24 protein-coding genes are annotated in these 23,642 nt (G+C 66.7%); 10 read left to right on the forward strand and 14 right to left on the reverse strand.

Going from position 1 to position 23,642, the window contains the following annotated elements; genetic code table 11:
* The first annotated feature begins 878 nt into the window (after nucleotides 1-878).
* Nucleotides 879-2,393, forward strand: a complete 1,515-nt coding sequence (locus ACRYA2_RS13490) for a Cdc6/Cdc18 family protein (RefSeq protein ID WP_433628929.1) — start codon at nucleotides 879-881, stop codon at nucleotides 2,391-2,393.
* A 197-nt stretch (nucleotides 2,394-2,590) separates the two neighbouring features.
* On the forward strand, nucleotides 2,591-3,601 hold the full coding sequence (locus ACRYA2_RS13495; protein WP_433628932.1) for an A24 family peptidase: 1,011 nt from the start codon (nucleotides 2,591-2,593) through the stop codon (nucleotides 3,599-3,601).
* A 16-nt stretch (nucleotides 3,602-3,617) separates the two neighbouring features.
* Here the strand turns inward: ACRYA2_RS13495 and ACRYA2_RS13500 are convergent, their stop codons facing one another.
* From ACRYA2_RS13500 to ACRYA2_RS13525, 6 genes are all read right to left on the reverse strand, one after another.
* The gene (locus ACRYA2_RS13500) at nucleotides 3,618-4,814 is read right to left on the reverse strand and encodes an inorganic phosphate transporter (RefSeq protein WP_433628935.1); all 1,197 of its coding nucleotides are present in this window, start codon (nucleotides 4,812-4,814) and stop codon (nucleotides 3,618-3,620) included.
* On the reverse strand, nucleotides 4,815-5,681 hold the full coding sequence (locus tag ACRYA2_RS13505) for a universal stress protein (RefSeq protein ID WP_433628937.1): 867 nt from the start codon (nucleotides 5,679-5,681) through the stop codon (nucleotides 4,815-4,817).
* A 354-nt stretch (nucleotides 5,682-6,035) separates the two neighbouring features.
* Complete coding sequence (locus ACRYA2_RS13510; RefSeq protein WP_433628940.1) at nucleotides 6,036-7,874, reverse strand: carbon starvation CstA family protein; 1,839 nt, start codon at nucleotides 7,872-7,874, stop codon at nucleotides 6,036-6,038.
* Between the two features lie 227 nt (nucleotides 7,875-8,101).
* Nucleotides 8,102-9,082, reverse strand: coding sequence for an ArsA family ATPase (locus tag ACRYA2_RS13515; RefSeq protein WP_433628942.1), 981 nt, complete (start codon nucleotides 9,080-9,082; stop codon nucleotides 8,102-8,104).
* Between the two features lies 1 nt (nucleotide 9,083).
* Complete coding sequence (locus ACRYA2_RS13520; protein WP_113274574.1) at nucleotides 9,084-9,380, reverse strand: DUF7990 family protein; 297 nt, start codon at nucleotides 9,378-9,380, stop codon at nucleotides 9,084-9,086.
* A 97-nt stretch (nucleotides 9,381-9,477) separates the two neighbouring features.
* Nucleotides 9,478-9,888, reverse strand: coding sequence for an SRPBCC family protein (locus ACRYA2_RS13525; protein WP_433628945.1), 411 nt, complete (start codon nucleotides 9,886-9,888; stop codon nucleotides 9,478-9,480).
* A gap of 71 nt (nucleotides 9,889-9,959) precedes the next feature.
* On the opposite strand from ACRYA2_RS13525, the gene upp reads away from it, so the two are divergent.
* Nucleotides 9,960-10,634, forward strand: a complete 675-nt coding sequence (gene upp, locus ACRYA2_RS13530; protein WP_433628948.1) for a uracil phosphoribosyltransferase — start codon at nucleotides 9,960-9,962, stop codon at nucleotides 10,632-10,634.
* A 157-nt stretch (nucleotides 10,635-10,791) separates the two neighbouring features.
* On the opposite strand, the gene ACRYA2_RS13535 is transcribed toward upp, so the two are convergent.
* Both ACRYA2_RS13535 and ACRYA2_RS13540 read right to left on the reverse strand, forming a co-directional pair.
* Entirely contained in the window at nucleotides 10,792-11,382 is a 591-nt protein-coding gene (locus ACRYA2_RS13535; protein ID WP_113274577.1) for a DUF7090 family protein, read from the reverse strand.
* Between the two features lie 64 nt (nucleotides 11,383-11,446).
* Complete coding sequence (locus ACRYA2_RS13540; protein ID WP_113274578.1) at nucleotides 11,447-11,887, reverse strand: DUF2391 domain-containing protein; 441 nt, start codon at nucleotides 11,885-11,887, stop codon at nucleotides 11,447-11,449.
* A gap of 100 nt (nucleotides 11,888-11,987) precedes the next feature.
* Between ACRYA2_RS13540 and ACRYA2_RS13545 the strand changes: the two genes are divergently transcribed.
* Nucleotides 11,988-12,668, forward strand: a complete 681-nt coding sequence (locus ACRYA2_RS13545; protein ID WP_433628951.1) for a class I SAM-dependent methyltransferase — start codon at nucleotides 11,988-11,990, stop codon at nucleotides 12,666-12,668.
* Nucleotides 12,669-12,805: 137 nt separating this feature from the next.
* Here ACRYA2_RS13545 and ACRYA2_RS13550 read toward each other — a convergent pair whose 3' ends face one another.
* Together ACRYA2_RS13550 and ACRYA2_RS13555 are read right to left on the reverse strand one after the other, a co-directional pair.
* Nucleotides 12,806-13,402 carry an arsinothricin resistance N-acetyltransferase ArsN1 family B gene (locus tag ACRYA2_RS13550; protein WP_433628954.1) on the reverse strand — a complete coding sequence of 199 codons (597 nt, stop codon included), beginning with the start codon at nucleotides 13,400-13,402 and terminating at the stop codon, nucleotides 12,806-12,808.
* 185 nt (nucleotides 13,403-13,587) lie between these two features.
* Nucleotides 13,588-15,144 carry a DNA-directed DNA polymerase II small subunit gene (locus tag ACRYA2_RS13555; RefSeq protein ID WP_433628957.1) on the reverse strand — a complete coding sequence of 519 codons (1,557 nt, stop codon included), beginning with the start codon at nucleotides 15,142-15,144 and terminating at the stop codon, nucleotides 13,588-13,590.
* 84 nt (nucleotides 15,145-15,228) lie between these two features.
* On the opposite strand from ACRYA2_RS13555, the gene ACRYA2_RS13560 reads away from it, so the two are divergent.
* Nucleotides 15,229-16,140 carry a S24/S26 family peptidase gene (locus ACRYA2_RS13560; RefSeq protein WP_433628960.1) on the forward strand — a complete coding sequence of 304 codons (912 nt, stop codon included), beginning with the start codon at nucleotides 15,229-15,231 and terminating at the stop codon, nucleotides 16,138-16,140.
* Between the two features lie 226 nt (nucleotides 16,141-16,366).
* Here the strand turns inward: ACRYA2_RS13560 and fer are convergent, their stop codons facing one another.
* The gene (gene fer / locus ACRYA2_RS13565; protein ID WP_433628963.1) at nucleotides 16,367-16,756 is read right to left on the reverse strand and encodes a ferredoxin Fer; all 390 of its coding nucleotides are present in this window, start codon (nucleotides 16,754-16,756) and stop codon (nucleotides 16,367-16,369) included.
* 93 nt (nucleotides 16,757-16,849) lie between these two features.
* Nucleotides 16,850-18,034, reverse strand: coding sequence for an inorganic phosphate transporter (locus tag ACRYA2_RS13570; protein WP_433628966.1), 1,185 nt, complete (start codon nucleotides 18,032-18,034; stop codon nucleotides 16,850-16,852).
* A 77-nt stretch (nucleotides 18,035-18,111) separates the two neighbouring features.
* Here ACRYA2_RS13570 and hisA point away from each other — a divergent pair, with 77 nt between their 5' ends.
* Nucleotides 18,112-18,834: a 1-(5-phosphoribosyl)-5-[(5-phosphoribosylamino)methylideneamino]imidazole-4-carboxamide isomerase gene (hisA, locus tag ACRYA2_RS13575; RefSeq protein WP_433628968.1), complete on the forward strand. Its 723-nt coding sequence runs from the start codon at nucleotides 18,112-18,114 to the stop codon at nucleotides 18,832-18,834.
* A gap of 6 nt (nucleotides 18,835-18,840) precedes the next feature.
* On the opposite strand, the gene ACRYA2_RS13580 is transcribed toward hisA, so the two are convergent.
* Entirely contained in the window at nucleotides 18,841-19,023 is a 183-nt protein-coding gene (locus ACRYA2_RS13580) for a hypothetical protein (protein WP_433628971.1), read from the reverse strand.
* A 166-nt stretch (nucleotides 19,024-19,189) separates the two neighbouring features.
* Between ACRYA2_RS13580 and hisB the strand changes: the two genes are divergently transcribed.
* The 3 genes from hisB to ACRYA2_RS13595 all read left to right on the forward strand — a co-directional run bounded on the left by hisB (nucleotide 19,190) and on the right by ACRYA2_RS13595 (nucleotide 21,861).
* Nucleotides 19,190-19,777 carry an imidazoleglycerol-phosphate dehydratase HisB gene (hisB, locus tag ACRYA2_RS13585; protein ID WP_433628974.1) on the forward strand — a complete coding sequence of 196 codons (588 nt, stop codon included), beginning with the start codon at nucleotides 19,190-19,192 and terminating at the stop codon, nucleotides 19,775-19,777.
* A 331-nt stretch (nucleotides 19,778-20,108) separates the two neighbouring features.
* Complete coding sequence (locus ACRYA2_RS13590) at nucleotides 20,109-21,143, forward strand: SDR family oxidoreductase (RefSeq protein WP_433629172.1); 1,035 nt, start codon at nucleotides 20,109-20,111, stop codon at nucleotides 21,141-21,143.
* 214 nt (nucleotides 21,144-21,357) lie between these two features.
* Entirely contained in the window at nucleotides 21,358-21,861 is a 504-nt protein-coding gene (locus ACRYA2_RS13595) for an amino acid-binding protein (RefSeq protein WP_113274586.1), read from the forward strand.
* Here the strand turns inward: ACRYA2_RS13595 and ACRYA2_RS13600 are convergent.
* On the reverse strand, nucleotides 21,836-22,084 hold the full coding sequence (locus ACRYA2_RS13600) for a hypothetical protein (RefSeq protein ID WP_433628977.1): 249 nt from the start codon (nucleotides 22,082-22,084) through the stop codon (nucleotides 21,836-21,838). The genes ACRYA2_RS13595 and ACRYA2_RS13600 overlap by 26 nt on opposite strands.
* 33 nt (nucleotides 22,085-22,117) lie before the next feature.
* On the opposite strand from ACRYA2_RS13600, the gene ACRYA2_RS13605 reads away from it, so the two are divergent.
* The gene (locus ACRYA2_RS13605) at nucleotides 22,118-23,302 is read left to right on the forward strand and encodes an aspartate kinase (RefSeq protein ID WP_433628980.1); all 1,185 of its coding nucleotides are present in this window, start codon (nucleotides 22,118-22,120) and stop codon (nucleotides 23,300-23,302) included.
* Nucleotides 23,303-23,642: the final 340 nt, after the last annotated feature.

A 23,642-nucleotide genomic window follows, 5' to 3' on the forward strand; every position in this document is an offset into this window, starting at 1 on the left:
ATATGTGATGGATGTCCGAAAGTTTGGCGACGGGACGCACCGAGCGAGAGGCTCCGCCCAGAAGGTGTCGAAGCCAGAATGTGGGGTGGTCAACCGACCCACTCCACCGGAAACGGGGGGCTCCGCTCTCGCCGAATCGACCGTCCGACCGGGGTTCGCGGTCGACCCGTCCACGACCGGACTGGACTCGCCGAGCCGCCGTGACTCTCGCCGTCGACGGTCGGTGGCACCGGAGCGACGCTCCTGCCGGCGAGGTCCGAACTCGCGAGGGTCCGCCGTCCGACCGCTCTCTCTTCTCGACGGCCGAGATTCGACTGGTGTTTCCCGGCGACGGCCATCGAACTCCCGGCCGACACTATCGAGCCATAGCCGACACAATCGAACCCCAGTCGCCGCCGTCGTATTCCCGGCCGTCCCCGTGGCGTTCCCGGCCGACACCAACCCCTGGACGAGATTCGACCGGCTCCCAGAATGGGACTCGACCGGCTCCCCGAACGAAACTCGATTCGAAGTCGGCCGACGAGTCCCGATAGGAGGGACACCCACCGACGTTACGACGTTCGGTTCGTGCGAGCGCGTCGATGCCGGTTCGGCGTCGGTCTCGCGACGACCGGACGTTGCTCCCGGCGAGAACGCCGCCGCAGAGTCGACAGTGACAGGGGAGATCCGCTGTATGTACGTCTCTACGGCGGTTTCATGGTGGTGTGGCCAGATAAGAAAGATTTTAATACTCTGGTACACCTTTAGTTCATCTGCATCAACTGGACGCGTTGGTAGGTTTTCGCTACTGCGAAACCGGACAATATCCCCCGGCTTCGCTCTCTCTCGCCGTTCCGGCGCGCGCGTTCCAAACGAAATGAAGGGGTTGCTATCCATCCATGTCAGACGAGAACCCGACACAACCGAACGACGGCACGTCTCAGGGGGACGCCGACAGGAGTTTCGAGGGGGTCGACCTCGACGACGTGGTGCTGGACGACGCGGACGAGGAGGGCAACCAGGGTCTATTCGACGACCTGCTGTCCGGCGAACCCATCTTCGAGAACAAGGAGGTGCTTCGTCCGTCGTACACGCCACACGAACTGCCACACCGGAAAGAACAGATAAACAAGATGGCGACGATTCTCGTCGCGGCGTTGCGCGGTGAGACGCCGTCGAACATCCTCATCTACGGCAAGACGGGGACCGGGAAGACGGCGAGCGCGAAGTTCGTCAGCCAGGAACTCGAGAGCACATCCCAGAAGTACGAGGTACCCTGCGAGGTCGAGTACATCAACTGCGAGGTGACCGACACCCAGTATCGCGTGCTCGCGCAACTGGCGAACAAGTTCATCGAGAACAACCTCGACCGCATTGAGGAACGCATCGACGACCTCGAACGACTCCGGGACGACGCCGCCCCGGACGCGACGTCCGACCCGGCGTCGATGGCCGACACCGAGTTCGACTCCGTCGACGAGATAGACGACCGCATCGCGGAACTGGAAGACGACGCCGACGAGATGGAGACCGTCCCGATGACGGGGTGGCCGACCGACCGGGTGTACAGCACGTTCTTCCAGGCCGTCGACTACGAGGAGCGCGTGGTCGTTATCATGCTCGACGAAATCGACAAACTGGTCGAGAAGAGCGGCGACGACACCCTCTACAACCTCTCACGGATGAACTCCGAACTCGAGAACTCCCGGGTGTCGATCATGGGCATCAGCAACGACCTGAAGTTCACCGACTTCCTGGACCCCCGTGTCAAGTCGAGTCTCGGCGAGGAGGAGATCGTCTTCCCCCCGTACGACGCCAACCAGTTGCGTGACATCCTCCAGCACCGCTCCGACGTGGCGTTCAAGCCGGACGCCCTCTCGGAGGACGTCATCCCGCTCTGCGCCGCGTTCGCCGCCCAGGAGCACGGTGACGCCCGGCGCGCGCTCGACCTCCTCCGGACCGCGGGCGAACTCGCGGAGCGCGACCAGGCCGAGCTCATCGAGGAGGACCACGTCCGCAAGGCCCAGGACAAGATCGAACTCGACCGCGTGGTCGAGGTGGTTCGCACGCTTCCGACGCAGTCGAAACTCGTCCTGTTCTCGACCATCTCCCTCGAGAAGAACGGCGTCCACAACATCAACACAGGCGAGGTGTACAACGTCTACAAGCGCCTCTGCGAGGAGATCGACGCCGACATCCTCACCCAGCGTCGCGTCACCGACCTCATCAGCGAACTCGACATGCTCGGCATCGTCAACGCCGTCGTCGTCTCGAAGGGTCGGTACGGCCGGACGAAAGAGATCAGCCTCTCGGTTCCCATCGAGGAGACCGAGGCCGTCCTCCTCTCGGACTCCCGGCTGGGCGACATCGACGACGTTCAACCGTCCATGCAGCAGGCCCGCTTCGACAACTGATGCGGTAGTCCCACCCTCCTCGACACGAAACGAGGGGGTTCGAAACCGCCGCAGGGCCGACGATGCCCGTCCGGTTCGTCTCCGGGAACGGTCACAGTCGGATTGCTTTCACGAACTCCTCCCGTCGCGGAACACCTACGCCGTCGCTCAGGTCGCAACCGCAACACATAACACGATGCTCCGAGCGCTACCGTCTGGTGTACGCGACGCTGCCCGACCTGCTGCGGTTGTTCGCCCTCCCGGTCTTCGGATGGGCCGCGTGGCGCGACGTGAAGACGCGCCGCGTTCCGAACCGAACGTGGTACCCCCTCGCCGCGCTCGCCGTTCTCCTCCTCTGCTGGGAGGGGTGGCTTGCGTTGCAGGCGACGCCGCTCGAACGGCGGTGGTTCCTCGTTCGCGTCGTCGTGAGCCTCGGGTTCGTCGCACCGCTCGTGCTCGTGTTCTGGTGGTTCCGGGCCTTCGGCGGCGCGGACGCGAAAGCGTTTCTCGTCGTCGCAGCGCTGTTCCCGACGTATCCGCTCTACCACGTCGCGGGCTGGACGCTCCCCGTTCAGGGGACGGTCCTCGGCGTGTTCTCGCTCACGATACTGACGAACACCGTCCTGCTCGGTGCGCTGTATCCGGCGACGCTCGCGGTCCGGAACCTGCTGGCCGGCCGTATCTCTTCGGTGATGTTCGTCGGTCGGACGACGCCGTGGGACGAGATTCCGACGGCGCACGGGCGACTGCTCGAAACTCCGGAGGGAGTCTCGCGTAACGGCGCGGACCTAGACGCCATCCGGATGTACCTCCGCTGGCGCGGAGTCACGCTCGCGGAGTTGCGCGATCGGGCGAGCGACCTCCGGGACCCCGCCACGCTCCCCGACGAGCCGAACCCGCCGACGGACGGCGCAGTCCGTAGCGACGGAATCTCGGAGGACCCCGCGACCGACGGTGGCAGTGCCATCCAGAAGCGCCCTCCCTCCCCTGACTCGGGCTACGAGGACCCCTGGGGTGCGGCGGCGTTTCTCGACGACATCGACCACGGCGCGTACGGCACGACGCCGGCCCAGCTCCGGCAGGGTCTGGACGTCCTCGTCACCGAGGAGACGGTGTGGGTGTCGCCCGGTATCCCGTTCATCGTCCCGATGTTCGCCGGTCTGGTCGTGGCGTTCACCTTCGGCGACCTGCTCTCCGGTCTGCTGGGACTGCTCGGGTTCGTCATCTGAGCCCCGTCTCGACTCGTTATTCGATGCCCGTCACGGTCGTCAGTAGGGTGTACATCCCGTAGCCCATCAGGATGGCGCTGACCAGCGAGGTGACCCACGCCCCGAGCGTGAACGCTATCTTCCGGCGAGAGACCCCGCCAGAGCCGACGACGAGGCCGCTCCCGACGACGCTGGAGATGATGATGTTGTTGAATGAGATGGGGATGCCGAGCGCGATGGCCGCCTGCGCGACGAGGAATCCGGGGACGAGCGCGGCGATGGAGCGCCGGACGCCGAGCTGGGAGTACTCCCGCGACACCGCCTGCAGGAGACGGGGCGACCCCATCCACGCCCCGAGCAGGATGCCGACGCCGCCGAGGACGAGCAAGGCGACGCCGCCAACGGCGAAGTCGGCGAGGAGGGGTTCCAGCGGGCCGGTCGCCAGCCCGACCTGGCTGCCGCCGCTGGAGAACGCCACGACCGCACCGAGACCGACGAGGAACTGTCTGACGCCGGCGTCGACCGACTGGACCATCGTGCGGCGGAGGATCAGAAAGACCGCCACCCCCGCGAGGAGACTCGTCACCACCGTCGCGACGTCGTAGGAGCCGACCAGCGTCGGCGTCGCTCCGACGCGATGAGAGACGAAGCCCGCCACGGTCGGCGTCGGTCCGGGAATGATGGTGAGGTCGACGTTCGCCAGTACGTACCCGACGAAGCCGCCCAGCAGCGGTATCGACATCGTCTCCGGCACGTCGTCGTGGCGTAGTAACCACGCGGTGGCGTAGGCGACGCTTCCCGAGACGAACGGCACGGACAGCCAGAAGGTGACGATGCGCCGGTAGGTGTCGACGGCGGGGTCGCCCCCGAGCGCGAGGCCGGCGCCGACCATCGCGCCCGTGACGGCGAACGCGGCCGGGATGGGGTAGCCCGTCCGGACGCCGAGAGCGATGAAGAGCGCGGACGTGAAGAGGCCGGCGGTGGCCGCCAGCGGCGTGAAACTGACGCCGTCGATGAGGCCAGTGCCGACCGTCTCGGAGATGCTGCCGCCTTGCGTGACGGCACCGGCCGCGGCGAACACGCCGATGAGGAACGCGGCGCGCATCGTCGGGATGGCGTTCGCGCCGACGGCGGGCGCGAACGGCGGTGAGTTGCTCGACGCGCCGAGCGCCCACGCCATGAAGAAGCTGGCCAGTACTGCGACGAAGACGACCGCCAGCGTGCCGACCCCCATCTACAGGACCTCGTGGATGCGTTTCGTGACGCGCGGCCGGACGCCGGTCGGTCGCCGCGCCAGGATGACGGTGCTGTCCGAGCGTCGACCGACCGACTGCGAGACCGTACCGACGAGTCGCCGCCGGATAATGCTGTGGCGGGTCGTCCCCATGACCGTCACGTCGTGGTCGTCGGCGGCCTCGACCACGGCGTCCGCGACGTCGCCGCGCTCGACGCGCGTCTCGACGGTCGCCGGTCGGGCTATCGCGGCCATCTCGGTGAGCAGTTGCTCGGCGGTCGCCCGGTCGTCACCGTGGCCGACGACTCGGAGCAGTTCGACGCGGGCGTCGTTGGCGACCGCGATGGCGCGGGCCACCTCGGTCGCCAGTGTGGCGTGCGGCCCCTCCGCGACTGGGACGAGCACCGACTCGACGCCGTCGGCTTCGGCTCCCAGTTTCTCGACCAGCACGTCACAGGGCGCGCTCCGGACGAGACGGTCGACGTTCGACCCGAGAACGACCTCGCTGGTGCGCTGGCGCTCGTGCCAGCCGACGACCAGCGCGTCGCAGTCGAACTCGACGACGGCGTGGACGAGCGCCCGGGACACGTCGTAGGCGACGAGTAGCTGTCCCCGGACCGGCACTGCTCCCCCGGCGGTCTCGACGGCGTTGTCGAGAATCTCCCTGCGCTCGCCGCCGAACTGCCGTTTGATGACTTCGTCCTCGAACAGCGCGAACGGCGACTGGCGCTGGGTGACGACGACGCTCAACACGAGCACCTCGCCGCCGGCGTCGCGCGCGACGTCGACCGCGGTCCGCGTCAACTGGGCGGCTCGTTCAGGGTGAGCGACCGCGACCGCGACGCGGTAATCGTTCTCCCGACTCATTTCCACGTCGTACGGCGGGAACGGGGAAAAGCGTTCGTCCCGGTACAGGACGACGACTTCGACGCACGAGGTGAAGCGACTCGCGACTGACTTCCAGTTGAAACGACCCCCTAGAACTCCTCCTCGACCACGTTTATCGTCAGGGAGCCGAAACCCGTGCAACGGAACGCTCGGCTTGCTTGCTCGCACGCTCGCGGGAAGTGTACTCGCCGCTGCCGTCCACGTTCTCGTCCTCGCTGACGTCGGCGTGACGACGGTGGTCGTACGCGAGGAGGGCACCGTTTCGGGTGGAGAACGTGACTCGAAACCGGACGCCGCTTCGGGACCCGACGGCTCCGGAGAAAACGAAGTTGTTCAGTCGTCCGCGTCGTCGGCTTCTCCGCCGTCGGCGACGGGTCTGCCGGTCTGCTCGCTACGCGCGGACGAGATGTTTCGGTAGCCGATTCTGGCAAGCGCCAGTGCGAGGCCGGCAAGCACCAGCGAAAGGATCGACTGGACGGCCAGCGAGATGGCTTCCGCCGTCGTGCTGGCGTCCAGTGCACCCGCCGGCGCGCGCAGCAGGCCGATCCACAGCAGCGCGACGATGGTCACCGCGAACATCAGCACGAGCGGACCGCCGGTGCTCAGCAACTGCTTGTCGTCGTCCCAGTTGACGAGCCAGATGGTCGCGGTCAGCAGTGCCAGCGCGGCGAGCAACTGGTTCGCGCTGCCGAACAGCGGCCAGAGGCTGCCCCAGGTCCCGCTGGCGACCAGGACGTACGCCAGGGCGCACTGGACGCCGGCGTTGACGTAGCGGTTCGTCGCCGTCTTCTGGGCGCTCGTCTCGGGCGTACCGATGATCTCTTCGAACATGTAGCGGCCCAGTCGGACCGCGGTGTCGGTGCTGGTCAGCAGGAAGCTGACGAAGACGAGGCCGATGAACGGGATGCCGTACGTCGCGGGGACGCCCAGGCTCGTGAGCATGACCCCGCCGCCGGTCGGGAAGTTCGCCAGCGCACCCGCGAGTCCGCTGGAGAACTCCGTCGTGGCGACGATGGCCAGCGCGGCGACCGCGGTGGTTGCCAGCAGCCCCTCGCCCAGCATCCCGCCGTACCCGATGACGCGAGCGTCGCTCTCGGTGTTGAGTTGCTTCGCGGTCGTCCCCGAGGACACCAGCGAGTGGAACCCGCTGATGGTCCCGCAGGCGATGGTGACGAACAGGAACGGGAAGATGGGTCCGAGCGAATCGCTGACGAAGCCCGTGAACGCCGGTAGTTGCGTTTCGAGCGCCGAGTAGGTAGTTCCGTCGACCGTCACCGGGTCGAACGTGCCCAGCGAGCCGAGGATGATGCCCACGACCATCCCCCCGACGCCGGCGTACAGCAGGAACGACGACAGGTAGTCGCGCGGTTGCAGCAGCGTCCACACGGGGAGGACGCTAGCGACGAACGCGTAGACGACGACGATGGGGACCCACGCGGCGACGTTGACGTTCTGGGCGCTCGCCAGCGGGAGCCACGACCCGCCGTCGCCGAACAGGACGATGACGTCGGAGGCCAGTTCCGGGTGGCTGAACAGCGCGACCGGGTACTGGATGCCGACCCAGACGCTGGCGAACACGCCGGAGACGAAGATGGCGGTCCCGACGAGGAACGGCAGGTCTAGCTGGTAGAGCCAGACGCCGAACACCAGCGCGAGCATGATGTACAGCATGCTCGCCGTGGCCGCACTCGGGAACGCGTCGAAGACGACGGCCACGACGAGCGCGAACACGGCGATGACGAGGATGATCGTCAGGAACGCGAACCACAGCAACATGTTCTTGCCGCGCTCGCCGACGTACTCGCCCATGATGTAGCCGATGGACTTGCCCTCGTGGCGCAGACTGCCGGACAGCGACATGAAGTCGTGGACCGCCCCCAGAATCGGGTTGCCGATGGCGATCCAGAGAACGGCTGGCAGCCAGCCGAACGCCGCACCCGCCGTAATCGGGCCGACGATGGGTGCGCCGCCCGCGATGCTCGAGTAGTGATGCCCCAACAGGACCGTCTTCTTGGCGGGAACGTACTCCTGCCCGTCTTCGTACTTGTGGGCCGGTGTGTCCCGACTGTCGTCCAGTTCGACGAACCGTGCCAGATACCGCGAGTACCCGAGGTAGCCGACGCTGAACAGCGCCAGCACTCCAAGTACCATCCAAATGATAGATGTTGCCATGGTATTCTGCCCCAGAGTTCAAAAATTGACGTACTACAATAAATGTTCCTTTCGTTTCCTGCAGAATGGAGCGCTCCACCGCTCGAAAATAGGTTTGTTGTCTACTCCGCAGGATTACTACATCTTCCGGATATATCGGAACGTAGTTAGTAGCGAATTCGTTACCAAATCGCGGTCGACGGCGACCGCCGGCGCGGCCGGTCGCTACGGTCACGGAGCACGCTCGGCTACTTCGCCGACTCGCTGGCGGCCGGCGGCGCTTCGACCTCGACCGCCAGTTCGGCCGCGACCTCCGCCAGCAGGGAGCCTTTCACCTCCTGGACGCGCTCCTCGATGGTGGCGACGACGGGTTCGTCGAACGCCGAGCGTATCTCGTCGATGCGGTCGCGCTCGGTGCGACAGCGCTCGCGGAGGTAGCGCGCACCCCGGCCCCCCTCGTCGTCGTCCGGTTCCGGAGTCACCTTGTTGACGACCAGCCCTTCCACGTCGAGGTCGTACTCCGTCAACTCCTCGATGGCCCGCCCCGTCTCGCGAATCGAGAGCTCGTCCGGATTCAGGACGAGGTAGAACGCGGCCTCCTCGCGGAGGACGCGTCCCGCGAACTCGAAGGTCTCCTTGCGCTCCTCGAGTCGCCGGATGATGGGGTCGTCCTCCGCGCGCCGCCGGGCCTCGTGCTCGCCGACGGCCGCCTTCTCGAACAGTTCGATGCTCTTCGCGCGCTTGTCGAGCAGTCGGTCTATCCAGTCCCCGAGGAACTCCGGCAGGCCGAGCAGGCGGAGGGTGCCGCCGGTCGGCGAGGTGTCGAAGACGACGCGGTCGTACTCCTCGCTGTCGCGCATCACGTCCACGAACCGGTCGAACAGCGCCGCCTCGTGCGCGCCGGGAGTCTTGTGGGCGAGTTCTATCTGGCGGTCGATGGCGTTGACGACGGCGGGGCTGACCTGGTCGCTCATCGCCCGCTTTATCTCCTGCATGTGTCGCTGGACCTCCTCGTCGGGGTCGATCTCCATCGCCCACAGGTTCTCGTGGCCCTCGACCGGCGCGGGGTCGTCCCCGAACTGCTGGTCGAACACGTCGGAGGTGCTGTGGGCCGGGTCCGTCGAGACGACGAGGGTGTCGAGACCCGCGCGAGCGCACTTCAGGCCGTAGGCGCTCGACACCGTGGTCTTGCCGACGCCGCCCTTCCCGCCGAAGAAGACGAACTTCATGTTAGAAGTGATACTGTTGGCCCTTGCGTTCGATGAGCGACTCGCGGTCCCACATCCGGCGCTCGAACTGCTCGAACTCCTCGCCGAGATACGGCAGCAGTTCGGCGGTGTAGTAGGAGACGGGACTCGGGATGCCGAAGGCGTCCGAGAAACAGGCGAACATGAATTCGTCTTCGATGTCCTCCGCCTCCTTCTCGATGAGTTCGAACGAGGGATGCTCTATCATCCCGTGGTAGAGTCCGTGCAGCACTTCCCGTAGCCAGTCGCGGTACGCGGCGATCCGCTCGTGGAGCGTCATACCCTCAAAAGGGAAGCCCCGCGGTTAAGGCTTCGCCACGCTCGCGTGCGGTCCCTGGGCGCGTCGGAGCGGTCGCTCGCGTCCGCCTCGCCTGTCGTCACTCGACGTCCGCTGCGAGCGCGTCGAGCAGTCGCCGGAGTTCACCGCGGCGCTTCCACGCCGCGACCCGATCAGACACCGACGCGACCGGCAGGCCGAGCGACACCGACGACCGCGCGGTCACCCGCGTTCCCTCGTTCTCGCGGTCCAGCGTCAGCGTGGTCTCCATCGATTCGAACGGCCCCTCGTCGCCGCGCTGACGGTACGCGACGCCCGCTTCGCGCTCCTCGAAGACGAGCACCGTCTGGAGGCCGCCGCCGCGCGCGAGCACGGCCGTTTCGTCCTCGCCCTCCTCTACCTGGTTCACCGAGAACGTTCCCTCGAACCGGACGACGCGCTCGGGCAACAGTTCGCGCTCTATCTCCGCCGGTGCCGCGTTCACGAACCGCGAAACCTCGACCGTTCGCATGTCGACACCGTGGCACGCACGCCGGATAAAGTATCGTTAGGTTATAGCCCCCCGCCGAGCATCTCTCGGGTATGACCATCGAGGAACGGGGCGACGCCCACCTCATCACGCACGCGCTGGCAAAAGACACCCTCTCGAAGCTTCGAGACGTCGAGACCGAGCAGGTCGGCTTCCGCAAGGGGCTCGTGAAACTCGGCCGCATCTGCGGCTACGAGATAATCGACGGCGCGATGGACACGGAGTACGTCTCCATCGAGACGCCGATGACCGAGACGACCGGCGAACGCGTCAAGGGACTGGACGACGTAGTCATCGTCAACGTCCTGCGCGCCGCGACGCCGTTCGTCGAGGGACTGCTGAAGGCGTTCCCGCGCGCCAAGCAGGGCGTCATCTCGGCGGGCCGCGACGAGGAGGCCGGGATGGACGACGGCCAGTTCCCCATCACCATCGACTACATCAAGCTCCCGGAGATAACCGAGCAAGACACCGTCATCGTCGCCGACCCGATGCTCGCCACCGGGAGCACGATGTGCGCGGTACTGGAGGAGGTCCTCTCGGAACAACCCAATCCGGAGAACCTGTTCGTCCTCTCGGCCGTCAGCGCCCCGGACGGTCTGCTCCGCGTGGGCGACCAGTTCCCGGAGGCCGACCTGCTGACGGTGAGCATCGACGACCGCCTCGACGACGACGGGTACATCGTTCCCGGCCTCGGCGACGCCGGTGACCGTGCGTTCCGGACGAAGTAAGCGCACGCCCCTCTTCCCTCGTCTCGGGCACGACCGCAGAGGACCGTCGCGTCGATACCCGAGGTACTGCCGGACCGAGAGCGAAGAACCCGGATGTAACGGTACTTGGCGTCACGAACGCCGGGAGAGCGGTGCCGGGGCGTCCCCGACCGTCGACTCACTCCAGTTTCGAGAAGTCGGTCTCGACGTCGCCGTCCCGGTCGAGGTCGACGATGGCCTCGAACATGCCCATGAAGCGCTCTATCTGTTCTTCGTCGTGGACGCCCTTCGAGAGGTGGAACAGACCGACGGCGTCGTGTTCGGCCAGCAGGTCCAGCAGGTCCGCGACGGCGTCGTGGACGCGCTGTTCATCGGCGTAGTACGCCATCTCGGTGATTGAGTCGAGGCTGATGCGACGCTTGCCGTCGGTGTTGGTGAGGAAGCGTTCGGTCACGTCGAGGATGCCTTCGAGGTCGTCGGGCGAGGAGACGTAGTGGACGTCGTCGGCGTTGCGCCGGGAGTAGCCCCGCTCGATGGAGAGCGTGTCGAGGATGTCGGCCTTGCTCTCGTCGACGTCGTAGTGGTCGAGTTTCTGTTTCACCTCGCGGGCGGTCGTCCGCGTCGAGATGACGAGAAAGCGGTCGGTGTCGGTCTTCAGGAAGTCGGTGTCGATTCGGTCCGTCTCTCCCGTACTCGGATGCAGCAGCAGTACGCCGGTCCCGCCCGGCACTGTCTCCGGGGTATTCTCGATTGCGAGCCGATAATCCATATTCGTCGGTAACTGGGGGCTAAGACTTAAAATATGCGGGAAAACGTCTCGACACTGTCGGGACTCAGAACACGCTGTCGGCGGTCGCCGCGCCGACCACGCTGAAGATAGCCCCGACGCTGATGGCCTTCAGTGTCGTCACCACCACGCGCGAAGACGCCTCGCCGTCGAGCAGGCCGTCCTGCAGGAACGTCTCGGGTGCGGCCAACGTGAGCGCCAGGATGGTTACGGACCCGAACGCGACGCCCATGAGCGAGACGAACCGCGCCGGTACGCCCGCCACCTCCGCCTCGCGGTCGGGGTCGCGCTCGTCGTCGGCCTTGTACAGCGCTCCGTACCCGATTCCGAAGACGATGCAGACGGTTCCCAGCGCGTGCAGCCACGTCATGTTCCCCGCCAGCACCCACACCTCCTCGGTTACGACGAACGGCCCCGCGAGCAGGAACCCGCCGACTATCTGCTGGGCGCTGTCGGCGAGAGCGTACCGTTTTTTCGACCCGACCATACCGTGACGACGGACCGAGCGGGTTTAAGTATCCGGTCTCGGTCGTTCGGTTCTCGTCCGTTCCGAACCGACTTTCACCCCCGCGCACCACTGGCCGACCATGAGCGTCCGCGAGGAGTTCGACGAGTGGGCGGCCGAGGGCCGCGACCGCGGGATGGAGGATCGACACTGGCACACGGCCAAACACGTGCTCGCCCGGATGCCGGTCGAGGCGGGCGACACGGTGCTCGACCTCGGCTGTGGCAGCGGGTACGCCGGGCGTGCGCTCCGGGACACGAAGGAGGCGGGCCGGGTGTACGGTATCGACGGTTCGCCGGAGATGGCGCACAACGCCCGGGGGTACACCGACGACGCGAACGTCGCCTTCGTCGTCGGCGACTTCGAACACCTTCCGTTCGCCGACGACAGCGTCGACCACGTCTTCTCGATGGAGGCGTTCTACTACGCCAGCGACCCCCACGAGGCCCTGCGGGAACTCCGGCGCGTACTCCGCTCCGGCGGAACGTTCTCGTGTGCGGTCAACTACTACGAGGAGAACGTCCACTCCCACGAGTGGCAGGAGTTCATCGAGGTGGAGATGACGCGCTGGAGCGCCGCCGAGTACCGCGAGGCGTTCCGCGAGGCCGGATTCCACGTCGCCCAGCAGGACAACGTCCCGGACCGCGAGACGGAGATCCCGCCAGCGGAGGCGTTCCCGACGGACGACTGGGACTCCCGCGAGGCGATGGTCGAACGCTACCGCGAGTTCGGGACGCTGCTGACCGTCGGCGTCGTTCCCTGACCGATTCCCGTCGCCTTCTTCCCCCTTTACTTCGTGTGGAGAACGAGGGACAGGGGGGACTTCTTACTCCAGTCGAAACGAGAGCGTCGTTCCGTATCTCGGCGTTCCCCGTCGATGCGAGCGACTGCGTCGAAGAGCTACAGGCGAACGGACGACTCTCCGGTCGCTACCGCGTCCGTCCAGCCCCGCGAGTTCCGAAGTTCGTCGACGGAGGTCGGCGACGAGGGGGAGTCCGGCTCCGGTCGTAGCGACAGTTGCCAGTGGCCGACGTCGCGCCACTCGCCGTGCTTGTAGCCGACCGCCTCGTACACGCCGACGCGTTCGAACCCCAGCGCTTCGTGTAGTGCGACGCTCGCCGGGTTCGGCAACGCTATCACCGCGATAGCGTTGCAGAATCCCTGTCGTCGCAGGACGGCGAAGAGCGACTCGTAGAGGCCGCGAGCGACGCCACGTCGCCGTCGACCCTCGCGAACGTAGACGGCGACGTCGACCGACCACCGGTACGCCGGTCGGTCGTTCCGGTGGCTGGCGTACGCGTATCCTACCACCGTCCCCTCCTGTTCGCACGCCAGCCACGGGAGGTCCCCGGTCGTCTTCCGGACCCGCGACGCCATCTCCTCGGCGGTCGGCGGCGTCGTCTCGAACGAGATGGCCGTGTTCTCCACGACCGGCGAGTAGATAGCCGTCATCTCCTCGGCGTCGGCCGCGGTCGCCAGCCGTATCGTCGTTCCCATGGCGACCCGTCCACTGCTCGCCTGATAAAACCGACGCGCCCCGGAAACCGAATCCACACGCTTCGGAGTTCGTCTCGCAGTCGACAGCACATCGCCGGGAACTCTCCGACGGTCGGAGAGTTTACGCGTCGATATCGAAGAAACCAACCGCTTCGTTTCGACTGGAGATTCGGCCGGCGTCGCCGTCAGACGAACTTCCGGACGGTCACGTCGAGCGTGTCGAGGTCGACGATGGGCGCGAAACCGGCGTCGGGGTCGATGTTGACGCTCTTCTGGAAGGCGGTCTGGGCCTGCCAGCACCCCGAGTTGATGGCCGTGACGTTGTGGTACTTGCCGAACCCGAGCTTGTGAACGTGACCCGTGTGGAAGATGTCCGGCACCTCGTCGATGACGAGGTAGTCCTTCTCCTCCGGCGCGATGCGGGTGTGGCCGCCGTACTGCGGGGCGACGTGGCGCTTCTTCAGGAGCTGGTACATCGCCCTGTGCGGGTCGTCGTAGCTGGCCTTCTCGTCGGGCAGTTCGGCGATGACCTCGTCCAGCGAGACGCCGTGGTACATCAGCACCGAGACGCCCTCGACGGTCACCGTCGACGGGTTGCCCGTGATGCGGGCGTCGTGGACGTCCATTATCGAGCGCAGTTCCTCGTCGAATCCCGGCTGTGGTTCGGCGAGCCGAACCGCGTCGTGGTTGCCGGGAATCATGACGATCTCCACGTCGCCCGGCACCTCCTTCAGATGTTCCGAGAACTGCTCGTACTGCTCGAAGATGTCCACGATGTCGAGTTCCTCGTCCTGGTCGGGGTAGACGCCGACGCCCTCGACCATGTCGCCCGCGACGAGCAGGTACTCGACGTGCTCCGCCTCCTCCGTGTGGAGCCAGTCGGCGAACCGCGACCACGCGTCGGCGAGGAACTCCTGGCTGCCGACGTGGACGTCGCTGATGAGCGCGGCCTGCACGTGCCGGTCGGCGGTCGAGGGCGAGTAGGTCCGCGGCACGTCCGGGAAGTGGAGCGAGTCGACGAACAGGATGCCGGCGTCGTCGGCCAGCGTCCCCTCGACCGCGATGGCCTCGTCGAGCATGAGTTCGTCCACGACGTCGGCGAACTCCCGGTCTTTCATGACCAGGCAGGGGAAGGTGCCGTTCGTGTCCTCCAGTTCGACCAGCCAGTGACCGCTCGCCGTCGAGCGGATGTCGCTTATCATCCCGACGATGGCCGCCTCGCTGCCGCCGGGCATCTCCGCGACGGCGTTCGTCGGTCGGGCGTTCACCCGGCCCCGAAGCTGCCCGGAGAGCCGCTTGAAGCGGTCGCGGAAGACGGAGACGAAGTCCTCGTACTCGCCGGTTCCCGTGCTCTCGCCCGTCACGTCGCCGTCGATGGCGACCGACCGGTCGGCGACGCTCCGGGACGTCGTCACCCCCGCTCCGTCCGACCGTCCCTGCGTCGACTCGCTCGCGGACCCCTCCGTTTCGACTGGAGACGCCCCGTCCCGGGGACCCGAACTCACGTCGGCGTTTCCAGTTGAAACCGGGGGGTCGTCGGACTCGTCGCCGTTCCCGTCGAGGGTCCGTCTGACGTGGTCGGCGGAGAGTTTCAGTGCGTCCTCGGGGGCGGATTCGACTGCGCGGTCGAGCGCGCCCGCGGGGTCGGGCGCGGACGCGAGCAGCGTCACCGCCTCGCGGTCGGCGTTGTACCCGCGGCTCGTCAACTCTCGCACGATTCGAGCCGGGGTTTCGAGTGGCACGAGTTGAACGAAGCGCGGGGGCGGCCAAAAATCTAGCGAACCAACCCAGAAGGTTGACAACCCGGGATGGCTAACCGCACCGTAATGAGTCCTCCAGACGAGTCGTCGTCCGACGGTGGGAGGGACCGGCCGGTTTCGGAGGACCGGTTCGGTCCGGACTCCGACCGTCCCTCCGATTCCGACCGGTCGCAGGGGTCCGACCCCGAGGATTCCCCCGGTCGAGAGTGGTCGACCGGGCCGGACCGGGCCGGACCGGTGGGCTGGTGGCGGTGGTTCCGGACCACCGACAACGGAACCGTCACGTTCGTGCGCGAGATGCTGGAGAGCGCCGCCATCGTCGTAGCCATCGGTCTTCTCCTGTTCGCCGTCAGCGGCGTCTGGCCGCCGATGGTCGCCGTCGAGAGCGGGAGCATGGAACCCCACATGGAGCGAGGGGACCTCATCTTCGTCATGGAGGAACACCGCCTCACCTCGGGTGCCGCCGTCGACGGTACCGGCATCGTCACCTACCAGGCCGGCCAGGGCGCGGACTACAGGAGCTTCAGCAACTACGGCGACGTGATAATCTACAAGCCGGACGGCGAGTCCGACCGGACGCCGATAATCCACCGGGCGCGCTTCTGGGTCGAAGAGGGCGAGAACTGGTACGACGAGGCCGACGAGTCCTATCTCGGTAGCGCGGACAGTTGCAAGGAGATAGAGACCTGTCCCGCCCCGCACGACGGTTTCATCACGAAGGGCGACGCCAACCGCGCGTACGACCAGGTGGTCGGCATCAGCGAGCCCGTGCGTCCGTCCTGGGTCCGGGGCACCGCCGAGGTGAAGATACCGTGGCTCGGCCACGTCCGCCTGTTCTTCTCGCGGGCGAGCGTGCCGGCCAGCCCCCAGTACGGTTCGACCGCGGAGTACGGCCCGTCGCCGGGCGACGACGTGACCGCGCCGTCGCTCGCGAACTCGAACGAGTCGGCGTCGCACTCCGCCGTCGTGCCGGTGTGACTGCCCACGCGACGCATCTCCTTCGACACCGACCGTGAACGACGCGGCGACGACGCTACGGTGGATCCACTAACGTCGGTGCTCCTCTCCGCGTAGTCGCCGAAAATAACGCGTTCTCACTGCCGATTCGTCCGGGCGTCGACCCGTACGGAGCCCTGGCCGACGCTATTCGGTAGTTCGGGAAAGGAAGCGCGTCGCGATGTATAGCGAGGTGCTATACGCTGGTTTATATGACGCGGTTCTGCAGGTAGTCGAGGTGCTTGGCGTTGTAGACGATCTGGACTTCGTCCTCGGCCGCGCTACCGATGCAGGTCAGGCGGACCTGCTTCTCCTCGACCTCTTCGTCGCTGAGAATCTGCTGCATGTCCATGTCGATTTCGCCCTTCTTGAGGATGGCCGCGCAGTTCGCACAGGCACCGGCGCGGCACGAGAAGGGCCAGTCGTAGCCCTGCGCCTCGGCCGCTTCGAGGATGTACTCGCCTTCGTTCACGTCGAGCGTGCCGTAGTCCTCGTCGCCGAGGCCGGCGTCCTCTGCCTTCTCGAAGAGGTCGTCGTCGTCAATGTCCCATCCCTGGTCGTCCAGCACTTCGTAGTTGAGGTATTCAACGGTGGGCATCACCTCGTGGTTCGCCCGGCGTACGGTTAGTAGTTATTGTTTATCCCGACCCCGTCTATAAATCGGGAACGACGGATGAAACGGGGTCCCGCGCTACAGCGGGACGTACTCGAACAGCAGGAACGACGCCAGCGCGGAGATGCTCGGCGTGATTATCCAGAGGCCGACGACCCGCGCTGTCGTCGAGGGGTTGAACAGGTCGCTCGCGGAGAGCACGTCGGGGTCTTCCTCGCCGATCCGGGCCACCTCGTTCTCGGGTTCGGCGGCGATAGCGCCGACCGACATCTCCGAGCGCTCCTCCGACTCGTCGGGGCCCTTGACCGCCGCGGCGGCCGCGTCCGAAATCCGCACCGTCCGGGTTGCCCGGCCCCAGCCGAGACCGACGATGCACATCGTCGCGCTCACCGCGAGACTGGCCGGGATGCCGAGTTCGGAGAGGAACGTGATGATGCTGGCGCTGACCACCTCGACGATGAGCGCCGCGAGCAGCGGCAGGTCGGTCAGGTCGTTGCCCACCGTGTCGAGCGTCCGCCGCGCGATGGTGAACGCCCCGATTGCGGTCGCGCCCGCCGCCAAGAGGACGCCGGAACTCTCCCCAATCGCGCCGGCCCCGACCAGCGGCGCGACGGCGTTGGCCACGTTCGACGCGCCCGCGGAGAAGGCCATGTAACAGCCGATGCCGACCACGAGGCCGTTGACGATCAGTTGCTTGGGCGTCGCGTTCGCGGAGACGGTCGGGTACGGCAACGACCCGACGCGGGAGAACTCGATGAGGGGGCCTTCCGACTGTTCGAGCCTGAACCACGCGTCGAGATACGGGTAGAGGTAGCGTCCGATGACGGCACAGATCCAGAACGCAATGACGGGCGCGAGCAGCCACGCCGAGACGATCTGGAACATGACGCTCTCCCGGAGCGTCTCCGTGGCCACGCCGAGACCGGCGATGGCTCCGACCGCCGTCATCGACGTGGAGGCGGGGACGCCGAAGAGGTTCGAGATGAGCAGCGCCAGTCCGACGAAGAAGAGGACGCCGACGCTGGCTACGAGCGTGAACTCCTCACTGGGGACGATTTTCCCGCCCATCGTCGCGATGACGTTGCGGCCGACGGTCCAGCCACCGACGAGGAAGAACGCCGACATCAGGGTCGCAGCACCGAGCTTCGAGACGGTGTGGCTGCCGACCGCCGGGCCGAACGCCACTCCGGTGGAGGACCCGCCGATGTTGAAACCAACGAAGACGGCGACTGCGAGACCGACGAGCAGAAGGACATCGACCATGCCTAATTTAATTCGACCCACCGTCTTAAACGGTGTCGACTCGGTGCCTTTAGACCCGCCGCGGGCGAAGGGGGCGTATGTTCCCCGAGTTCGAGGTCGTCCCCGCTGTGGACGTTCAGGACGGCGACGTCGTCCAGTTGGTACAGGGAGAGCGAGGCACCGAGAAGCGCTACGGCGACCCGGTCGAGGCGGCCGGCCGCTGGGTCGACCAGGGAGCCGAGACGCTCCACCTCGTCGACCTGGACGGGGCGTTCGACGGCGAGCGGGCGAACGCACCAGCGGTCGAAGCCATCCTCGACGCCGTCGACGTGGACGTCCAGCTCGGCGGCGGCATCCGCACGGTCGACGACGCCACCGACCTGCTCTCCCGGGGCGTCGACCGGGTCATCCTCGGCACCGCCGCGGTCGAGAACCCCGACGTCGTCGAAGCCATCAGCGCCGAGTATCCGGGTTCCGTGATGGTGAGCCTCGACGCGAAAGACGGTGAAGTGGTCGTGTCGGGGTGGACCGAGAGGACCGGCCTCGACCCGGCGGAAGCGGCGGCGCGCTACGAGGACCTCGGCGCCGGCGCGATACTGTTCACCGACGTGGACGTCGAGGGACGGATGGAGGGCGTCCAGACCGAACAGGTGCGTCGCGTGGTCGAGGCGGTCGACGTTCCCGTCGTCGCCAGCGGCGGCGTCGCCACCGTCGCAGACGTTCGTGCGCTCCGGGACGCGGGCGCGGCCGCGGTCGTCGTCGGGAGCGCCCTGTACGAGGGCGCGTTCACGCTGGAGGAAGCCCGGGCGGCGCTCGACTGACCCCGGTCAGCGCGCCAGACGGTCGAGGTTCCGGACCGTGTCGGGAACCTGCATGAACTTGACGCGCGGTTCGGCCAGCAGGAACGCGCCGGCGACGGCCATCGGCGCACCCAGCAGGAGTCCGGGAACCGTCCCGCCGAGGAGGGCACCCATGAGGACCATGAGCGTAGCGAGTACGTCTCGTTTCATATCGTGAGCGTACGAGCGCGAACAAGATATATCTACGTCAGACGCGTGTAAGAAGGTAGAAAACAACCGCGAGGAGACAGGTCGAGCGGACGACCGGACCGTTCGCACCCTCGACGAGCGACCGTTGAACGGAACTGCCTTGTCGCTGTGGGACCTCCCACCGGATATGAGCGACCGCACCGCCGCCGTCACTCGAGAGACGGCGGAGACGGAGATAGAGGTGACCCTGGACGTCGACGGCGACGGCGACTCGACCGTCGAGACCGGCGTCGGCTTCTTCGACCACATGCTCGACAGTTTCGCGCGCCACGGGCTGTTCGACCTGACCGTGCGCGCGGACGGCGACCTCCACATCGACGACCACCACACCGTCGAGGACGTGGCCATCACGCTCGGCGAGGCGTTCGACGAGGCGCTCGGCGACCGCCGGGCCATCGAGCGCTTCGCCGACCGGACGGTCCCGCTGGACGAGGCCGTCGCGGAAATCGTCGTGGACGTGAGCGGCCGCCCCCTCTTCGAGTTCGACGGCGACTTCTCCCAGGAGCAGGTCGGCGAACTGACGAGCCACATGGCCGGCCACTTCTTCCGCTCGCTGGCGATGAACGCCGGACTGACCATGCACGCCGCCGTGTCGGGCGAGAACGCCCACCACGAGATAGAGGCGCTGTTCAAGGCCAGTGCGCGCGCGTTGGACGACGCGACGCAGATAGACGAGCGCCGGAGCGACGTGGCGAGCACGAAAGAGAGCCTCTGAACCGATTCCGGCACGGTCTCCTCCGGAGCCTCGTCGCTGACGGCAGTTCGACCGGCGGCGCCGGTCGGGACGGCGAGCGTGCGGACCGACGGGCGTGGCGTACCGGACGACTCTCGGCCGACGCGCGGACTCGTACGAGGACGTCGCGACCATCGAACCGCCCGAACGCGGGTCCCCTGCAAGTACAGCCGTCGGTAATAAGGACGTCGTGACCGTCGAACTGTGCAGTGAACCGCTCGAACACCTCCTCGACTACCGCACCCGTCGCACAGCACCGCGCGAGACTGCCGTGCGAGCCTCGCTCGCCCACCGAGGTCAGGGAGGGCGAGCCGTGACCGCGGAACTGAAGAATCTCGAGGACCAGGTGCTCGTCGTCACCGGGGCGTCGTCCGGCATCGGTCTGACGACAGCGCGGATGGCCGCGGACCGCGGGGCACGGCTGGTGCTCGCCGCCCGTAGCGAGGACGCGCTGCGGGAGTTGACCGAGGAGATAACGCAGGCCGGCGGCGACGCGGTGTACGTCGTCGCCGACGTTGGCGACCGGGACGACGTCCGCGAGATAGCGCGGGTCGCGGAGGAGACGTACGGCGGTTTCGACACCTGGGTCAACGTCGCGGGCGCGTTCCTCTACGGCAAACTGGAAGACACCCCCGTCGAGGACATGCGACGACAGTTCGACACCAACGTCTGGGGCCTGCTGTACGGCTCGCTCGAAGCTGCCGACCACCTGAAAGAGCGCGGCGGTGCAATCGTGAACATCGGTAGCGTCGTCTCCGACCAGGCGCTGGCCCTGCAGGGCAGCTACGCGGCTTCCAAGCACGCCGTCAAGGGCTTCACCGACGCGTTGCGCATGGAACTGGAAGAAGAGGACGCGCCGATGTCCGTGACGCTCATCAAACCCAGCGCCATCGACACGCCCTATCCTCGGCACGCGAAAAACTACATGGACGAGGAGGCGACGCTTCCGCCGCCCATCTACGCTCCGGAGACGGTAGCGCGCTCGATACTGCACGCCGCGGAACACCCCGACCGCGAGGTGTTCATCGGCGCGGGCGGCAAGAGCATGTCCGTGCTCGGCCACTACGCGCCGAGTTTCATGGACACGCTCGTGGAGACTGTGTTCGTCCGGCTGCAGAAGAAGGACCGACCGGCGCGTTCGGACGAGCAGAACGTCCTCGACGATCCGGTCGGCGACCTCGAACAGCGCGGCGACTACGAGGGTCATGTCTCCGAGACCAGCCTCTACACGAAGCTCTCGCAGCGCCGGACGACGCCCGGTACGGCGCTCGCCGCCGTCGGGGTCGTCGCTCTGATGCTGTACGCGCGCTACAGGGCGATGCGCGGCAGAGACGGCGGGGACGCCTGAGCGCCGGACGGCGGCTACCGAAGCCTCGCGCTGACGCCGGACGGGGCGACGCCGAGGGACGAGCGCCGGAGCGACGCGGCGAGCACGGAAGAGAGCCCTGGGACGAGTTCGCCGTAGCTACTGCGCGGTTCGGCGAAGCGACGCGCCGTCTCGCCGACCGAACCGGGTCCCTGGAACGGGAAACCCCTTAAACGGAGCCTCCGTTGTCCCAGACATGTTCGACCGCATCATGCAGAAGTTCGAGGGGAGCCCCTCCCAGCAGCAGGTCATCCGGCTGCTCCTCGAACGCGGTTTCTCGGTCAGCGACGAGGGTCGGGTCGTCTCGGGGAGCATCGAGATTCCGAACACCCAGATAGCGCGCGAGATTGGCGTCGACCGCCGGGTCGTCGACTCGACGACGGACGCCATCCTCGAAGACGAGGAACTGCGGCGCATCTTCCAGAACATCTCCTCCATCCCGAGCCTGATGGACCTCGCGCCCGTGCTCGATCTGACGGTACTGACCATCGACGTCGCCGACGCCGACGAGCCCGGCATCGTCGCCACGGTGACGACGCTACTGGCCGACAACGACATCTCCATCCGCCAGACGGTCAGCGAGGACCCCGAGTTCACCGACGAGCCGCGCCTGTACATCGTGACGGACGCCGACATCCCCGGCGACGTGCTCAACGACCTGAAGAACCTCCAGTTCATCCGGAAGATAGAACTGAAGTGAGGACGCCGCTCTCCCGTACTTCCTTCTCGTCCGGTTCGTTTCCCGACGACGGTCGCGTAGCGGAGACCGCGGTAGCAGAACCGTAGAGGGCCGCCGCGACGAACAGCCGGAGGGCGAGGACTGCGACGACGAGCCGGGACGGCAACGTGGCAGAGCAGCCGACATTGGCAGAAATTCCAGACATGAAAGCAGTTATCTGGCCGCCGTTGCTACCATCGAGCATGATACACACGTACGAACGGCGGGGGATGGTGCGGTGCGCGTAGTCGCCAAGTTCGGGGGGACGAGCCTCGGCAGCGGCGACCGAATCAACCGCGCCGCCGACTCCGTCGCTGAGGCCGTCGCGGCGGGCCACGAGCTGGTCGTGGTCGCGAGCGCGATGGGGAACACGACCGACGAACTGCTCGACGACATCGAGTTCGAGGCCGAGGAGGCCGACCGCGCCGAGATCGTCAGCATGGGCGAGCGTACCAGCGTCCGGATGCTGAAGGCGGCGCTCGCGGCCCGCGGCGTCGACGCCACGTTCGTCGAACCGGGTAGCGACGACTGGCCCATCGTCACCGACTCGCGCGGCGAGGTCGACGCCGAGGAGACCCGCGAACGAACCCGGGAACTCGCGTCCGACCTCGACGGGACGGTCCCGGTCGTCACGGGCTTCCTCGCGGAGGACGGGGAGGGGAACGTGACGACGCTCGGCCGCGGGGGCAGCGACACGACCGCGGTGATGCTCGGTTCGTACGTCGACGCAGACGAGGTGGTCATCGTCACCGACGTCGAGGGCGTCATGACGGGCGACCCGCACGTGGTCGAGGGGGCGCGCAACGTCGGCAAGATAACGGTCGACGAACTCCGGAACCTCTCGTTCCGCGGCGCGGAGGTGGTCGCTCCCTCGGCGCTCTCCTACAAGGACGACGACATGGGCGTCAGGGTGGTCCACTACCAGCACGGGGACCTGCTGACCGGCGGCACGAACGTCACCGGCCAGTTCCAGAACCTCATCGACATGCGGGAGTCGCCGCTGGCCTGCCTGACCGTGGCGGGGCGGGCCGTCCGCAACCAGTCGGGCATCCTCTCGGACCTGTCGTCGGCGCTCGCGGAGGCCGACATCAACGTCGACGCGGTCGCCAGCGGAATGGACAGCATCACGTTCTACGTCGACGAGGGCGTCGCCGAGCGCGCGGAGAACATCCTCCACCAGGAGGTAATCGAGGAGGGGTCGCTGTCCAGCGTCACGGTCGACGACGACGTGGCCGTCATCCGCGTGACGGGTGGCGAACTACCGAATCAGTCCGGTATCATCAGCGAACTCGTCGAGCCGGTCGCGGACGCCCACATCAACATCCACGACCTCATCACCAGCGCGACCAGCGTCGCGGTCTTCGTCGCCTGGGACGACCGCGAGCGGACGCTGGAGATAATCCAGGACCAGTTCCAGCAGTAGACGACGGTTCTTCGTTTTCGCGGCGGATTCGCGGCGGTTCTCGACGGTCGTCCCGGTCGTGGCGAACGGCGACCCCGACGGCGAAACCGTGGCTTGAGAGTGGGACGCCGACGCCGAGTTCGAACGAACCGGGAGACTATCGCGATAAGAACGTACTGCGGTGCGAGCTGAACGGTGACGCTCCGGGCGGTCGACGACGACGGTGCGGTTGCCGAACGGTGCGTCACACTCGCCACGCCGTAATCCCCCCTTTCCTCGTTTCTTCGGTCCACGTCACCGAACGACCGCTTCGACGTTCTGAGTTGTGTCGGTTGTCCGACCGACAACCCTCACATCGATG

The organism is Halomicrococcus pelagicus, assembly GCF_050954125.1.

Coding starts and splice junctions, on each gene's coding strand:
- ACRYA2_RS13570 (WP_433628966.1), bottom strand. CDS start 18,034: ATGGTCGATGTCCTTCTGCTCGTCGGTCTCGCAGTCGCCGTCTTCGTT.
- ACRYA2_RS13500 (WP_433628935.1), bottom strand. CDS start 4,814: ATGGGGGTCGGCACGCTGGCGGTCGTCTTCGTCGCAGTACTGGCCAGC.
- ACRYA2_RS13550 (WP_433628954.1), bottom strand. CDS start 13,402: ATGGGAACGACGATACGGCTGGCGACCGCGGCCGACGCCGAGGAGATG.
- ACRYA2_RS13560 (WP_433628960.1), top strand. CDS start 15,229: ATGAGTCCTCCAGACGAGTCGTCGTCCGACGGTGGGAGGGACCGGCCG.
- ACRYA2_RS13595 (WP_113274586.1), top strand. CDS start 21,358: ATGTTCGACCGCATCATGCAGAAGTTCGAGGGGAGCCCCTCCCAGCAG.
- ACRYA2_RS13515 (WP_433628942.1), bottom strand. CDS start 9,082: ATGAAGTTCGTCTTCTTCGGCGGGAAGGGCGGCGTCGGCAAGACCACG.
- ACRYA2_RS13520 (WP_113274574.1), bottom strand. CDS start 9,380: ATGACGCTCCACGAGCGGATCGCCGCGTACCGCGACTGGCTACGGGAA.
- ACRYA2_RS13490 (WP_433628929.1), top strand. CDS start 879: ATGTCAGACGAGAACCCGACACAACCGAACGACGGCACGTCTCAGGGG.
- ACRYA2_RS13600 (WP_433628977.1), bottom strand. CDS start 22,084: ATGCTCGATGGTAGCAACGGCGGCCAGATAACTGCTTTCATGTCTGGA.
- fer (WP_433628963.1), bottom strand. CDS start 16,756: ATGCCCACCGTTGAATACCTCAACTACGAAGTGCTGGACGACCAGGGA.
- ACRYA2_RS13510 (WP_433628940.1), bottom strand. CDS start 7,874: ATGGCAACATCTATCATTTGGATGGTACTTGGAGTGCTGGCGCTGTTC.
- hisA (WP_433628968.1), top strand. CDS start 18,112: ATGTTCCCCGAGTTCGAGGTCGTCCCCGCTGTGGACGTTCAGGACGGC.
- ACRYA2_RS13525 (WP_433628945.1), bottom strand. CDS start 9,888: ATGCGAACGGTCGAGGTTTCGCGGTTCGTGAACGCGGCACCGGCGGAG.
- upp (WP_433628948.1), top strand. CDS start 9,960: ATGACCATCGAGGAACGGGGCGACGCCCACCTCATCACGCACGCGCTG.
- ACRYA2_RS13580 (WP_433628971.1), bottom strand. CDS start 19,023: ATGAAACGAGACGTACTCGCTACGCTCATGGTCCTCATGGGTGCCCTC.
- ACRYA2_RS13535 (WP_113274577.1), bottom strand. CDS start 11,382: ATGGATTATCGGCTCGCAATCGAGAATACCCCGGAGACAGTGCCGGGC.
- hisB (WP_433628974.1), top strand. CDS start 19,190: ATGAGCGACCGCACCGCCGCCGTCACTCGAGAGACGGCGGAGACGGAG.
- ACRYA2_RS13505 (WP_433628937.1), bottom strand. CDS start 5,681: ATGAGTCGGGAGAACGATTACCGCGTCGCGGTCGCGGTCGCTCACCCT.
- ACRYA2_RS13545 (WP_433628951.1), top strand. CDS start 11,988: ATGAGCGTCCGCGAGGAGTTCGACGAGTGGGCGGCCGAGGGCCGCGAC.
- ACRYA2_RS13540 (WP_113274578.1), bottom strand. CDS start 11,887: ATGGTCGGGTCGAAAAAACGGTACGCTCTCGCCGACAGCGCCCAGCAG.